Origin of the sequence: Streptomyces sp. NPDC088124 (assembly GCF_040685895.1) — a bacterium.
Lineage (GTDB): Bacteria > Actinomycetota > Actinomycetes > Streptomycetales > Streptomycetaceae > Streptomyces.
Genome location: NZ_JBFBJB010000022.1, coordinates 1 through 12,949, shown reverse-complemented (window position 1 = coordinate 12,949; position 12,949 = coordinate 1). Strand labels below are relative to the sequence as shown.

12 protein-coding genes are annotated in these 12,949 nt (G+C 73.4%); 8 read left to right on the top strand and 4 right to left on the bottom strand.

The window, feature by feature from the left end:
* The first annotated feature begins 92 nt into the window (after nucleotides 1-92).
* The 3 genes from AB0P17_RS19445 (at nucleotide 93) to AB0P17_RS19435 (ending at nucleotide 3,221) form a co-directional block, all read left to right on the top strand.
* Nucleotides 93-458: a hypothetical protein gene (locus AB0P17_RS19445; protein WP_365812524.1), complete on the top strand. Its 366-nt coding sequence runs from the start codon at nucleotides 93-95 to the stop codon at nucleotides 456-458.
* Complete coding sequence (locus AB0P17_RS19440) at nucleotides 455-1,954, top strand: cation acetate symporter (RefSeq protein WP_365812522.1); 1,500 nt, start codon at nucleotides 455-457, stop codon at nucleotides 1,952-1,954. Before AB0P17_RS19445 ends, AB0P17_RS19440 begins: the two co-directional genes overlap by 4 nt.
* A gap of 76 nt (nucleotides 1,955-2,030) precedes the next feature.
* The gene (locus AB0P17_RS19435) at nucleotides 2,031-3,221 is read left to right on the top strand and encodes a histidine kinase (protein ID WP_365812521.1); all 1,191 of its coding nucleotides are present in this window, start codon (nucleotides 2,031-2,033) and stop codon (nucleotides 3,219-3,221) included.
* A gap of 63 nt (nucleotides 3,222-3,284) precedes the next feature.
* Here the strand turns inward: AB0P17_RS19435 and AB0P17_RS19430 are convergent, their stop codons facing one another.
* Nucleotides 3,285-3,899: a hypothetical protein gene (locus AB0P17_RS19430; RefSeq protein ID WP_365812519.1), complete on the bottom strand. Its 615-nt coding sequence runs from the start codon at nucleotides 3,897-3,899 to the stop codon at nucleotides 3,285-3,287.
* A gap of 113 nt (nucleotides 3,900-4,012) precedes the next feature.
* On the opposite strand from AB0P17_RS19430, the gene AB0P17_RS19425 reads away from it, so the two are divergent.
* A complete protein-coding gene (locus tag AB0P17_RS19425; RefSeq protein WP_365812517.1) occupies nucleotides 4,013-4,237 on the top strand; it encodes a zf-HC2 domain-containing protein in 225 nt (74 codons plus the stop codon).
* On the opposite strand, the gene AB0P17_RS19420 is transcribed toward AB0P17_RS19425, so the two are convergent.
* Complete coding sequence (locus tag AB0P17_RS19420) at nucleotides 4,174-4,752, bottom strand: sigma-70 family RNA polymerase sigma factor (protein WP_365812515.1); 579 nt, start codon at nucleotides 4,750-4,752, stop codon at nucleotides 4,174-4,176. The genes AB0P17_RS19425 and AB0P17_RS19420 overlap by 64 nt on opposite strands.
* Nucleotides 4,753-5,082: 330 nt before the next feature.
* Here AB0P17_RS19420 and AB0P17_RS19415 point away from each other — a divergent pair, with 330 nt between their 5' ends.
* On the top strand, nucleotides 5,083-6,288 hold the full coding sequence (locus AB0P17_RS19415) for a CapA family protein (RefSeq protein ID WP_365812513.1): 1,206 nt from the start codon (nucleotides 5,083-5,085) through the stop codon (nucleotides 6,286-6,288).
* Between the two features lie 160 nt (nucleotides 6,289-6,448).
* Here AB0P17_RS19415 and AB0P17_RS19410 read toward each other — a convergent pair whose 3' ends face one another.
* Nucleotides 6,449-6,907 (bottom strand): universal stress protein, encoded by a 459-nt coding sequence (locus tag AB0P17_RS19410; RefSeq protein WP_365812511.1) that lies wholly within the window; start codon nucleotides 6,905-6,907, stop codon nucleotides 6,449-6,451.
* A gap of 61 nt (nucleotides 6,908-6,968) precedes the next feature.
* On the opposite strand from AB0P17_RS19410, the gene lysX reads away from it, so the two are divergent.
* Nucleotides 6,969-10,334: a bifunctional lysylphosphatidylglycerol synthetase/lysine--tRNA ligase LysX gene (gene lysX / locus AB0P17_RS19405; protein WP_365812509.1), complete on the top strand. Its 3,366-nt coding sequence runs from the start codon at nucleotides 6,969-6,971 to the stop codon at nucleotides 10,332-10,334.
* 93 nt (nucleotides 10,335-10,427) lie between these two features.
* Nucleotides 10,428-11,321, top strand: coding sequence for a polysaccharide deacetylase family protein (locus AB0P17_RS19400; protein ID WP_365812507.1), 894 nt, complete (start codon nucleotides 10,428-10,430; stop codon nucleotides 11,319-11,321).
* A gap of 55 nt (nucleotides 11,322-11,376) precedes the next feature.
* Here AB0P17_RS19400 and AB0P17_RS19395 read toward each other — a convergent pair whose 3' ends face one another.
* A complete protein-coding gene (locus AB0P17_RS19395; RefSeq protein ID WP_365812504.1) occupies nucleotides 11,377-12,039 on the bottom strand; it encodes a class F sortase in 663 nt (220 codons plus the stop codon).
* Nucleotides 12,040-12,372: 333 nt separating this feature from the next.
* Here AB0P17_RS19395 and AB0P17_RS19390 point away from each other — a divergent pair, with 333 nt between their 5' ends.
* Nucleotides 12,373-12,858 carry a hypothetical protein gene (locus tag AB0P17_RS19390; RefSeq protein WP_365812502.1) on the top strand — a complete coding sequence of 162 codons (486 nt, stop codon included), beginning with the start codon at nucleotides 12,373-12,375 and terminating at the stop codon, nucleotides 12,856-12,858.
* Nucleotides 12,859-12,949 lie beyond the last annotated feature (91 nt).

Sequence of the window (12,949 nt, the reverse complement as noted above, 5' to 3'; positions counted from 1 at the left end):
AGTGTGCGAAGGCACGGAGCGCACGGCGGTACGGAGCGTACGAAGGTACGGAGCGTACGGCGGTACGACGGCACGGCGGGGGAGGAGACACCATGGCGGGGGAGCCCGCGGCGCCGCGCCGCGAGACCGTCACCGGGGAGCCCCGGCGCGTACGGCCCCTGCCGCGCTACCGCGCCCAGGCGGAGATAGCCGAGCAGACCGCGCTCGGCGACGCGTACGTCCGCTCCCTGATGCGCAGTCAACTACGGGCCGGACTCACCGCGTTCGCGGTACTGGCCCTCGTGGCGGGCACCCTGCCCCTCGCCTTCGCCACGCTGCGCGACGCCACCGCCGTCTGGGTCGTGCTGGGCTTCGCCGCGTATCCGCTGCTCACTCTGCTCGCCTGGTGGTACGTGCGGCGCGCCGAACGCAACGAACGTGACTTCGCCCGGCTGGTGAAGGGCCGGCCCGCCCCGTGAGCCAGAGCCATCCCGCCGCGGCGATCGCCGTCGTCGTCCTCGCCACCGTCCTCGTCGGCGGCTTCGGGCTGCGGATCTCCCGTACCACCTCGGACTTCTACGTCGCCTCCCGCTCGGTCGGTCCCGCCCTCAACGCCGCCGCGATCAGCGGCGAGTACCTCTCCGCCGCCTCCTTCCTCGGGGTCGCCGGGCTGGTGCTGCTGCACGGACCCGACATGCTCTGGTACCCGGTCGGCTACACCGCCGGCTACCTCGTGCTGCTCGTCTTCGTCGCCGCCCCGCTGCGCCGCTCGGGCGCGTACACCCTGCCGGACTTCGCGGAGGGGCGGCTGGAGTCGCGGGCGGTGCGGCGGCTGGTGAGCGTCTTCGTGGTCGGTGCGGGCTGGCTCTATCTCGTGCCCCAACTCCAGGGCGCCGGGCTGACGTTGAAGATCCTCACCGGTGCGCCCGGCTGGTTCGGCGGGGTGCTCGTCTCCCTCGTCGTGGTGGTGGCCGTCGCGGCGGGCGGGATGCGCAGCATCACCTTCGTGCAGGCGTTCCAGTACTGGCTCAAGCTCACCGCGCTCCTCGTCCCCGCAATCTTCCTGCTGCTGGCCTGGCAGGGCGACGGGCGGCCGCCCGTGGACCTCGATCTGACGGGCGACCTCGCCGGACGCGCCGACCACCCGCTCTACGCCACCTACGGGCTGATCGTGGCGACCTTCCTCGGCACGATGGGGCTGCCCCATGTCGTCGTCCGCTTCTACACCAGCCCCAACGGGCGGGCCGCCCGCCGCACCACGGTGGTGGTTCTCGCGCTGATCGGCGCGTTCTACCTGCTGCCGCCCGTGTACGGCGCGCTGGGCCGGCTCTACGTGCCCGGACTGCCGGGCGGCGCGGACGCCGACGCCGCCGTCCTGCTGCTCCCGGAGCGCGCGATCGGCGGGCTCGGCGGCGATCTGCTGGGCGCGCTGGTGGCGGGCGGGGCGTTCGCCGCGTTCCTGTCGACCGCCTCCGGACTGACGACGGCCGTCGCGGGGGTGCTCACCCAGGACGTCCTTCCCTCGCGCGGGGTCCGGGACTTCCGGCTGGCGACCCCGCTCGCCATGGCCGTCCCCCTCGGCGGCTCGCTGCTGGTCAGTGGGATCCCCGTGGCGGACTCCGTCGGGATGGCCTTCGCGGTCTCCGCGTCCTCGTTCTGCCCCCTGCTCGTGCTCGGGATCTGGTGGCGGCGGCTCACCCCGCCCGGCGCGATCGCCGGGCTGCTGCTCGGCGGCGGTCTCTCGTTCGCGGCGACGGTGATCACGGTGAGCGGTACGGTACGGTCCGGCTGGCCGCACGCGCTGCTGGCCTGGCCCGCCGTGTGGTCCGTACCGGTCGGCTTCCTCGCGATGATCCTGGTCTCGCTGGCCACCCGGAGCCGGATACCGCCCGGCACCAACGCCGCCATGACCCGCTTCCACCTCCCGGAGACCCTGATGCCGGGCGGCCGGGACAGCGCGGGAGGCACCCGGTGAACGGAACCCGCCGACGTCGCCTCGTGAACGGATCCCGATGGAGGCGCCTCGTGAACGGAGTCGCGGGGGGCGCGCCATGAGCGGAGCCGCCCTCGCCGTGCTGATCGTGCTCGGCCCGCTGCTCCTCGCGGGCGGCTTCGTCCTCGGGCGCCGTACCGCGCGCCCCGAGCGGATCAGCGACGTCGGCACCCCCGTCGAGCACGCCACCTTCGAGACCCTGCACACCGCCTCGCTCGCCGCGCCCCCGCTCCGGGCCGGACTCACCGAGGAGAGCGCGGGCAAGGCCGCCCACCGGCTGCGCTCCCTGCTCGGCACCGACGCGCTCTGTCTCACCGACCGGGAGGGCGTCCTCGCCTGGGACGGGCTCGGCGCACACCACGCGGACCGGGCGATGGAACGGGTCGAGGGGCTGCTCGCCAGCGGACGCGGCACGGCCTTCACGGACGGCTGCGACGATCTCGACTGCCCGCTGCGCTGGGGCGTGGCCGCCCCGCTGACCGTGGACAACCGCGTACTCGGCACCCTGGTCGCCTACGCGCCGCGCGAGTCCGCGGTGCTCGCCAGGGCCGCCGGGGAAGTGGCCCGCTGGGTCTCCGTGCAGCTCGAACTCGCCGAGCTGGACCGCTCCCGCACCCGGCTGATCGAGGCGGAGATCAAGGCGCTGCGGGCGCAGATCTCCCCGCACTTCATCTTCAACTCGCTGGCCGCCATCGCCTCGTTCGTCCGCACCGACCCGGAGCGGGCCCGTGAACTCCTGCTGGAGTTCGCGGACTTCACCCGCTACTCGTTCCGCAGGCGCGGTGAGTTCACCACCCTCGCCGATGAACTCCACTCGATCGACCAGTATCTGGCGCTCGTCCGGGCCCGGTTCGGCGAACGGCTCTCGGTCACGCTGCAGATCGCCCCCGAAGTGCTGCCGGTGGCGCTGCCGTTCCTCTGTCTCCAGCCCCTCGTCGAGAACGCCGTCAAACACGGTCTCGAAGGAGCCGTCACCACGAGCCGCATCACCATCAGCGCGCTCGACGCGGGCGCCGAGGCGGAGGTGGTGATCGAGGACGACGGTGTCGGCATGGAGCCGGACCGGCTGCGCCGGATCCTGCGCGGCGAGGGCGACGCCTCCACCGGCATCGGGCTGCTCAACGTGGACGAACGGCTGCGTCAGGTCTACGGCGACGAGTACGGCCTGGTCATCGAGACCGGCGTCGGCGCGGGCACGAAGATCACGGTACGGGTGCCCAAGTACCGCGCCGGAGTGCACGGCACCTGACCGGGCGCCGGTCCCGCCGGGCGCGCTCGGCACCGGCCCGCCGGACCGGAAGAGACGGCCGGATCAGAAGAGATGGATCGCGAGATGGCCGAGCGGCAGCCCGAGCTGCCAGGCCGGCGTCCACACCTGCGGACCCTCCTCCTCTCCCGCGAACCCGTGGGCGGCCCCGTCGGCGAACCCGCCGGGGTAACCGTCGGCGAACTCCCCGCACCCGGCCGCCGGTTCCCCCGCGGCCCCGCCCCCGCGCCACGCCGTCCCGGTCCCGCGCGGCGGGCCCACCGCGTCGAGGTCCGGCGCCAGCAGTTCCGTCTCCTCCAGCCAGCGCCAGGCCTCACCGGCCAGCGCCAGATCCGGGTCGCGGACCTCGGAGGGCGACTCGAAGTCGGCCGCCTCCAGCAGGTCGAGGCGCCCGCACACCCACTCCCGCCAGGAGGTCCCGTACGCCGTCAGCGAGCGCCATTCCTCCATCCTGGCCACGACACGCGGGCCGCCCACCGAACTGTCCGAGAGAAAGATGGTCAGGGCGAGCGCGTCCCGGCCCGCCCGGTACTCCAGCGTCGTGGGTGGCATCAGATCACCGGTGCGCAGCAGCTCGTCGGCGATGTACTCGGCGTACATCCAAGCCATGGGCACCAGAAGGCCACCGCTGCCTGCCCCTTCGGTACATTCCGGACGCATTGCTTTTCCGCCTTCCTTTCTTCCCCCGAAGCGTGCCTAAGGGAGCATTGAACCGGCGGAGACCGCCCCGCGTGGCCAGAAGGGCAGGATCCGGCGGCGGACGGGAGCGGATTGTGACGGGTGAGGCCGAGAGTGACGCGCCCGGCGATGGAGCGGACGATTCCGGTCCGCATGTGCGGTCGCTTCTGGGCGCCTATGTGCTGGAGGCGCTCGGCCCGGCGGAGGACCGCCGGGTCGCGGGCCACCTCGCGCGGTGTGACGCGTGTGGCGCCGCCTACCTGGAGGTGGCCGACGTACCGTCGCTGCTCGCGCTGCTGGACGAGGAGGACCTGCTGTAGCCGGGCAGTTCGCGGGAGAGCGCCCGCAGGGCGTAGTACGAACGGGACTTGACCGTGCCGGGCGGGATGCCGAGCGCCCGCGCGGCCTCGTTCACGCTCAGTCCGCGGAAGTAGATCTGGGCGAGCACCGCGCGGTGCTCGCGGCTCAGCGTCCGCACCGCCTGGCGTACGTCCAGCGCCGCGACCGTGCTCTCGGTGCGGTCCTCGGGGTCGGCGGTGGCGGCGAGGACCCCGTCGCTGACCTCCGGGGGGCGCGCGAGGCGTGATCTGCGCGCGTCGATCGCGAGCCTGCGGGCGACGGTGAAGAGCCACGGCCGCATCGACTCGAAGGGCCCCTCGAACGCCTCGGGGTGGAGCCAGGCCCGTACCAGGGTCTCCTGGAGCAGATCCTCGGCGCGCTGCCGGTCGCCGTAGGTCAGTCCCAGCAGGAAGTTGAGCAGGGCGGGGCCGTGGTCGCGCTGAAGCTCCGCCAGCGCCCGTTCGTCGGTCGTCTCCGTGGCCGTGGCGGTGGTCATCGTGAACGCCCTTCCCGTCGGGGTCGCTGTCCTGCGGTGATTCGCTGCCGCCTGCCGTATCCGAACGCATGGCGGCGCCGAGGGACAGGGAGCGCACCGAGATCTGCGACGAGCGGTCGCTCACTGCGGCGAGTGGTGCGGTGAACGGTCGCCCGGTGGCATTCGGGCCCTTTCGGGTGTGATGTCGGCTTGGTTCATTGACATACGTTTATGTGACTATATGGATTCATCGGGACGCTATCCCTTCTCATCTCCTGTCATCTCGCCTTCCGGCCGTATCGCTCCAGCGACCGCGACACGGACCGTGACACCGAAACCGGAGCCTTCCCGATGACCCAGCGCATGCGACAGGGAGCCGTGGCCGCCGCCGCGCTGCTCCTCGGCACCATGGCGGCCTGCAGTGCCCCCGGTCGGCCCGCCGTCCCCCACGGGCCGCCGGGGCACGGCGCCGCGTTCCCCTCGGGGGCGGCCGGCTCCGGCCCGCAGCGCGGCTTCACCCTCGTCGCCTCGGGCGACGTCCTGCCGCACGACTCCGTGATCGCCTGGGGCCAGGAGGCCTCGGACGACGGCGACGGATACGACTTCCGGCCCATGCTCGCCGGGGTGAAACCGGTCGTCTCCGGGGCCGGTCTGGCGATCTGCCACATGGAGACGGTGTACGGCGAGGAGGACGGACCGTTCTCCGGTTACCCGGCCTTCGTCTCCCCGCCTCAGATCGCCGCGGGCCTGCGCGCGACCGGCTACGACTCCTGCTCCACCGCCTCGAACCACACCCTGGACGACGGTGCCGACGGCGTACGCCGCACCCTCGACGCCTTCGACAGAGCCGGGCTGAAGCACACGGGCTCGGCGCGCTCCGCCGCCGAGGCCCGCCGCCCGGCCCTGCTGACCGCGAGCGGCGGCGCCCGGGTCGCCCAGCTCGCGTACACCTTCGGCACCAACGACCAGCCGTTCCCCGAAGGGCAGCCCTGGGCCGTCAACCTCATCGACGAGCGCCGGATCGTCGCCGACGCGCGCGCCGCCCGCGCGGCGGGCGCCGACATCGTCGTGGTCAGCGTGCACTGGGGCACCGAGTGGCAGACCGAGCCCGACGACGACCAGCTCGGTCTCGGCCGGAAGCTCACCGCGTCCCGCACCGGGGGCCGCCCCGACATCGACCTGATCCTCGGCACCCACGCGCATGTCCCGCAGGCGTACGAGAAGGTCAACGGGACCTGGATCATCTACGGGATGGGTGACCAGATCGCCGGCACGATGGCCAACGACGACGGCGACCAGGACGGACGCGGCAATCAGGGCTCGATCGGCAGATTCACCTTCGCGCCGCCCGCCGCGCCGGGACAGCGCTGGCGGGTCGAGAAGGCCGAGTTCGTCCCGCAGCTCATGGATCTCACCTCCGGGCGTGTCGTCAGCCTGCCGCGCGCCCTGCGCGACGACCCCGAGCGCGACGACTACCGGGAGGCCAGGTCGTCCATCACCGAGGCGGTGCTGAGCCGCGGCGCCGCCGCCGACGGGCTCACCGAGGGCGACGGCTGACGGACGGTGACCGGCCGGCGGCGGACGGCGTACGGACGGCGGCGTACGGACGGCGGCGTACGGACGGCGGCGTACGGACGGCGGCGTACGGACGGCGGCGTACGGACGGTGGCGTACGGACGGTGGCGTACGGGCGGCGAGGATGTCCGCGGGCGGACCGCTACGGAACGACCGTCACCGGCCAGCGCCCCGCCTTGACCAGCCGTACCGCCACCGAACCGACGAACCGGTGCCCCGCCGACTCCGACGCGCCGACCACCACCGCGTCCGCCGTCAGCTCGTCGGCCGCGGTGACCAGGCCGTTGTACGGGTCCCCATGGAAGGTGTGGAACTCCCAGCGGACGTCCCAGCTGTCCTTGACCCGCTCCACCGACGCGCGGATCTCCGCCACCAGCTCCTCGGCGATCTCCCCGGTCGTCCCGGCGACCGGGGCCCCGAGGGCGGCGCCCGCCGTCAGCACGGGCTGTACGTAGACGATCGCCAGCAGCGCGTTCTGCCGCCGGGCGAGACCGCCGGCGTACGCGGCGGCGCGGAAGGAGGACTGGGAACCGTCCACACCGACGACGATCACCTTCGGACCGTCGGTGCCGCGTTCGAATTTGGTTGGCTGCTGGGTCACGGCACGCAGGGTATCCGCTCCCGACGGGCACCCCGACGCCGGTCTGCCTAGAGTGCTGATCATGAGGGTCGGCAGGCGGAGACGGGAGCGGCCACCGGAGCGGGGGCCGGACCGCGGGCCGCGACGCGGGACGGAGCGGACGCGGGGGACCGGAGCCGCCCCCGGCCGTCTCCTGAGCCGGGTGCCCGGCGTCCTCGCGGCGTTCTTCGTCGGGCTCGGCGTGTACTGCGCGGCCATCGCGCTCATCGTCCCGCTGCGCCGGCTGCTCGCCCCCGTCACCCGCTTCCTCGACACCGTGGTCGTCCCGCTCAGCGACAACCTCGCCTACGCGGTCTTCCTGCTGCTCCTGGCCGCGGCCGTCGGCGCCAGGAAGAAGGTCGCCTGGTGGCTGGTGATCGTCTATCTGGGGCTGCTCGTCCTCGGCGACCTGCTGCTGGTGACCGCCGCCGCCTGGATGTGGCTGCCCAACCTCCTGGTCTGCGCCGTCGCGATCTCCGTGCTGCTCCTGGCACGCCGCCACTTCTACGCGGAGACCCGCCACGGCTCCGTCCTCAGGGCACTGCTCGTCCTGGTCCTCGGGCTGGCCGCCGGGGTACTGGCCGGCTGGGGACTGGTCACGGCCTTCCCCGGCACCCTCGCGGGCAGCCAGCACCTGCTGTGGGCCGCCAACCGGGTGCTCGGCGGGCTGGTCTCCGAGGGCGACTTCGACGGCCGTCCGCCCCACCCGGTCTCCTTCGTCCTCGGCCTGTTCGGCGCCGTGGCCCTGCTCACCGCGGCCGCGACCCTCTTCCGCTCGCAGCGCATCGAGTCCGCCCTGCACGGGGACGAGGAACCCCGGATCCGCGCCCTGCTCGGGGCGTACGGAGCCCAGGACTCGCTGGGCTACTTCGCCACCCGCCGCGACAAGGCCGTCGTCTTCTCGCCGAACGGCCGGGCCGCCGTCACCTACCGCGTCGAGACCGGTGTCGCCCTCGCCAGCGGCGACCCGGTGGGCGACCGCGCGGCCTGGGCCCCCGCCATCGAGGCCTGGCTCGACCTCGCCCGGCGCTACGCCTGGGCCCCGGCGGTCATGGGCGCCTCCGAGAACGGCGCCACCGCCTACGCCCGGGCCGGGCTCGGAGCCATCCAGCTCGGCGACGAGGCGATCCTCCTGACCGACCGGTTCGACCTCGCCGGGCCCGAGATGCGGGTCACCCGGCAGGCCGTCGGCCGGGTCCGCAGGACCGGCGCCACCGTCCGGATCCGGCGGCACTCGGCGCTCACGCGGCCGGAGATGGACCGGATCATCGACCGCGCCGACGCCTGGCGCGACACCGACACCGAACGCGGCTTCTCCATGGCGCTCGACCGGCTCGGCGACCCCGGGGACGGGGAGTGCCTGCTCGTCGAGGCACGGGACGCCGAGGGCACCCTGATCGCCCTGCTCTCCTTCGTTCCCTGGGGCCCGGACGGCGTCTCCCTCGACCTGATGCGGCGCGACCGCGAGGCCCCGAACGGCGTCATGGAGTTCATGGTCGCCGCGCTGTGCGACCAGGCCCGCTCGCTCGGCGTCCGCCGGATCTCCCTCAACTTCGCCGTCTTCCGCGCCGCCTTCGAGGAGGGCGCCCGGATCGGCGCGGGCCCCGTGCTGCGGTTCTGGCGCAGGCTGCTGCTCTTCTTCTCCCGCTGGTGGCAGCTCGAAGCCCTGTACCGCTCCAACGTCAAGTACCGGCCCCGGTGGTTCCCCCGCTTCCTCTGCTACGGCGACGCCGGTTCCCTCGCCCGGATCGCCCTCGCCTCCGGCATCGCCGAGGGCTTCGTCACCGTCCCCGGCCTGCGGGCCACCCGGGGCCGGTGGCGTGCCCGTACCCGCGTCGCGGGACCGGCCACCACCGCGGGGCTGCCCGCCATCGACGCGCTGCGGCTGCCGGGGCCCGGGACCGTGACCGCCGCGCGGGAACGCCGGGCGCCCGAGCGGATACGGATCCGCCACCGCAAGGCGGAACGGCTGCGCGCGTCGGGCACGGATCCCTACCCCGTCGGCGTGGCGCCCCCCACCGCCACCCTGGCGGGGATCAGGGCCGCGCACCCCGCGCCGCCCGCCGGCTCCCGTACCGGCGAACGGGCCACCGTCGCCGGCCGGGTGATGGCGCTGCGCGACTTCGGCGGCGTCGTCTTCGCCGTCCTGCGCGACTGGTCCGGCGACCTCCAGCTCGTCGTGGCCCGCGACACGGCCGGCGCGGCGTCCCTGCGCCGCTTCACCGCCGACATCGGCCTGGGGGACCAGCTCACCGCCACCGGCGAGATCGGCGCCAGCGACCTCGGCGAGCTCTCCGTCTTCGTCACCGACTGGCGGCTCACCGGCCTCTGCCTGCGCCCGCTGCCCGACAAACGGCACGGCCTCACCGACCCCGAGGCCCGGGTCCGCCTGCGCGCGCTGGACCTGATGGTCACGCCCGGCGCCCGTACGGTCGTACGCGTCCGCTCCACCGTCGTCCGCGCGCTGCGCCAGGGGCTGCTTGACCGCGGCTATCTGGAGGTCGAGACGCCGGTGCTCCAGCGGGTGCACGGCGGCGCCAACGCCCGGCCGTTCACCACTCACAGCAACGCCTACGACCTCGACCTCACCCTGCGGATCGCGCCCGAGCTCTATCTCAAACGGCTCTGCGTCGGCGGCCTGGAGAAGGTCTTCGAACTGGGCCGCACCTTCCGCAACGAGGGCGTCTCCGCCAAGCACAATCCCGAGTTCACCATGGTGGAGGCGTACCAGGCGTACGCCGACTACGATGTCATGCTCGATCTGGCCCGTGAGCTGATTCAGGGCGCGGCGACCGCGGCCTTCGGCGCGCCGGTCGCCCGCAGGAAGGGCCCCGACGGCCGGACCGCCGAGGTGGACCTGTCGGGGCGCTGGCCGGTCAGGACGGTGTACGGGGCCCTGTCCGAAGCGCTCGGCGAGGAGATCGGCGCCGGTACCGGCGAGGCGGCGCTGCGGAGGCTGTGCGACCGGTCGGGCGTGCCGCACACCCCGGACGACACGCGGGGCGAGGTCGTGCTGGAGATGTACGAGCGGCTGGTGGAGGAGAGGACCGGGGAGCCCGTCTTCTACAAGGACTTCCCGGCCGACGTCTCGCCGCTCGCCCGGGGCCACCGGGCCGATCCACGGCTCGCCGAGCGCTGGGACCTCGTCGCGTACGGCACCGAACTGGGCACCGCCTACTCCGAGCTGACCGACCCGGAGGAGCAGCGGCGGCGGCTCACCGCGCAGTCCCTGCGCGCCGCGGGCGGCGACCCCGAGGCGATGGAACTCGACGAGGACTTCCTGGCGGCGCTGGAGTACGCCATGCCGCCCACCGGCGGTCTGGGGCTCGGGGTGGACCGGATCATCATGTTTCTCACCGGGCTGACCATCCGTGAGACACTGCCGTTCCCACTGGTGCGCGGGGGGTGAGTTCCGCTCCGCCCCTCATCCCATTGGGTGCTTTCCCCGGGATAACCAGTGTTGGTGAACGGCGTGGCCGATCCGCCGTATGAACCATTGGTCATGAAAAAGGATCAGATGATTCTGGGGCGTCGTGGGATGCTCCGGATCGCCGCCTGTCTCGGCGTCGCGGTCACCGCCCGGGTGCTCAGCACCGGCGAGGCCGGCACACCCGGCCGCCCCGCCGGGCCGCCCCCGCCGGCCGGCCCGGACCTGCCGGCCCCGGGCGCCGCGGGAAGGGGCGCCGCCGGGCCGGGCGCCGCGGGGCCACCGGCCGCCGTCGGTCTGCGGCCCTCCACGTACCGGCTCCAGCCTCTGACCGAGGGCGGGCGGACCGGGGTCGGCAGACCCCTGCCCCCCGTGCGCCACAGGCCCTTCCTGGAACTGCCCGATCTGGGCCGCACCATGGTGCTCACCTTCGACGACGGGCCCGACCCCGCGTACACCCCGGGCATCCTGCGCACCCTGCGCGACCACGACGTCCGCGCGATGTTCTTCGTCTGCGGCGAGATGGCCGACGTCCACCGCGATCTGCTGCGGGAGATCGCCGACGACGGCCATGTCATCGGCAACCACTCCTGGTCGCATCCGCAGATGACCAAGCTCACCCGCTCCGGGATCCGCGGCGAGCTGGAGCGCACCAGCGAGGTGGTCGAGGAGACCGTCGGGGCCACGCCGCTCTGGTACCGCGCGCCGTACGGCGCCTGGAACCGGCACTCCTTCGAACTCGGCGCGGAAATGGGCATGGAACCGCTGGCCTGGACCGTCGACAGCCTCGACTGGACCACGCCGGGCACCGGCACGATCGTCCGCAGGGTGCTGGACGGCGCGGGCCCGGGTGTCGTCATCCTGTCCCACGACGCGGGCGGCGACCGCTCGCAGAGCGTGGCGGCGCTGCGCCGCTATCTGCCCAGGCTGCTGGACGCGGGCTACCGCATCGCGGTGCCGCACCGCTGAGGTGGACGGGAGCAGGGGTACGGGGCCGGTCCCGGGTGGGGCCGGCCCCGTACCGTCAGCGCGTGCCGACCATCCGGGCGAAGACGACGACGTTGCCGTCGTACCCCCCGGCCCTGGAGTAGCCGCCGCCGCAGGTGATCACCCGCAGCTCGGGGTGGCCGGTGTCGCCGTACACCCGCGAACCCGGGAAGTCGTTCTTGGCGAAGACCTCGACCCCGTACACCTCGAACACCGCGGTCGTGCCGTCGAACCGGTCCACCTCCACATGCCGGCCCTTCGCCAGCGCGCCCAGCCCGTAGAAGACGGTGGGACCCGCCTGGTTGTCGACATGGCCGACCACCACCGCGGTGCCGCGCTGCCCCGGTGACACGCCGTTCTGGTACCAGCCGGCCAGATTGGGGTCCTGCGGCGGCGGGGCGGAGATCCAGCCGTCCGGGTCGAGTCCCACGTCCATCACCGGGGCGTCCACCTTGATCGCCTCGATGCGGATCCGGGACATCGGGGCGTACGGCAGGGGCCTGACGTCCGGCACGGCGGAAATGGCGAGCGCGGCCGGGTCGGGCCTGCTGACCGGCGCCGCCGCGGACGCCGGCTGCGGCGGCCCCAGCGGTGCGTCCACCCCGTTGCGCATCAGGGCGATCCCCGTGAGCATGACGAGAGCCAGAACGCCCCACGGCGAGCGCTTCCTCGACTCCGGGGCGTGATGGTCCTGGCCCATAATTCTCCCTTCGTGGGCGACCTGGAGGCACGGTAAGGGCGGGGCGGCCGACCGGCGATCAGGGGCGGGCGAACGGGTGAGGCCCGCGCCGGGAATACCCCGGGCGGGTCAGCGTGCCGCCCCAACCGAGTAATGCGGCCGACAGAATTTCTGACGGTCCGTGACCTGCGACTCCGCCCTGCGGAGCGTCCTTCTGACGGCGTGTCGCGGTACTGGTGCACACCCGGTCGAAATGCGCGCTTCCGGTTGCCCGGTGAGGGTTCGTCATGGAAGACGTTCTCGTCGAATATCCCGGAGCGCCGCTTTGGGGCGTCTTCCGCTGGAGGTTCAACGATGCGTGCTTCACGCGCTCTCGCGGTGACCGCGACGGCCTGCGCGGCCGTGGCGCTCTCCGCCCCGCTGGCCGGCGCCACCAATGGCCCCCGCGAAGTCTCCGTCGACCCGTTCGAGGTGCACCGGGGCGGCACGCTCCACATCCGTGTGGAGGGTTGCGGCCATGGAGGCACGGTCACGTCCAACGCCTTTTCCCGGGTCGAACTGTCCGTCAACTCCTCGGGGCACTCCTCGGCCCGTGCCCGGATCCATGACTTCACCACGCCCGGGCACTACAACCTGGCCGTCCGGTGCAGTGACGACCCGCGTACCGTCACGCACCAGTTCCGGGTGGTGGAGGGGCTCGGTGCGCTGGGCGGGCTCGGGGGTTCCGTCGGTCCCAGTTCCACGGAAATGGCGCTGGGCGGTGGGCTGGTCGCCGTGGGCGCCGTCGGCGGGTCGGTGTTCCTCGCCCGCCGTCGCCGGGCGCTCGCCGCGGGCGCCTGACCGGGCCCTCCCGGCGGGCCGCCACGGCGAGGTCCGCCCCGTCGGGCCGGGAAGAGCCCGAACGCCCGTCGCCCCGAGCCGGAGAGCGGCT

Excerpts from the sequence above, each read along its gene's own strand:
- AB0P17_RS19390 (WP_365812502.1), top strand. The coding sequence starts at position 12,373 with ATGCGTGCTTCACGCGCTCTCGCGGTGACCGCGACGGCCTGCGCGGCC.
- AB0P17_RS19400 (WP_365812507.1), top strand. The coding sequence starts at position 10,428 with ATGAAAAAGGATCAGATGATTCTGGGGCGTCGTGGGATGCTCCGGATC.
- lysX (WP_365812509.1), top strand. The coding sequence starts at position 6,969 with ATGAGGGTCGGCAGGCGGAGACGGGAGCGGCCACCGGAGCGGGGGCCG.
- AB0P17_RS19430 (WP_365812519.1), bottom strand. The coding sequence starts at position 3,899 with ATGCGTCCGGAATGTACCGAAGGGGCAGGCAGCGGTGGCCTTCTGGTG.
- AB0P17_RS19420 (WP_365812515.1), bottom strand. The coding sequence starts at position 4,752 with ATGACCACCGCCACGGCCACGGAGACGACCGACGAACGGGCGCTGGCG.
- AB0P17_RS19395 (WP_365812504.1), bottom strand. The coding sequence starts at position 12,039 with ATGGGCCAGGACCATCACGCCCCGGAGTCGAGGAAGCGCTCGCCGTGG.
- AB0P17_RS19445 (WP_365812524.1), top strand. The coding sequence starts at position 93 with ATGGCGGGGGAGCCCGCGGCGCCGCGCCGCGAGACCGTCACCGGGGAG.
- AB0P17_RS19435 (WP_365812521.1), top strand. The coding sequence starts at position 2,031 with ATGAGCGGAGCCGCCCTCGCCGTGCTGATCGTGCTCGGCCCGCTGCTC.
- AB0P17_RS19415 (WP_365812513.1), top strand. The coding sequence starts at position 5,083 with ATGACCCAGCGCATGCGACAGGGAGCCGTGGCCGCCGCCGCGCTGCTC.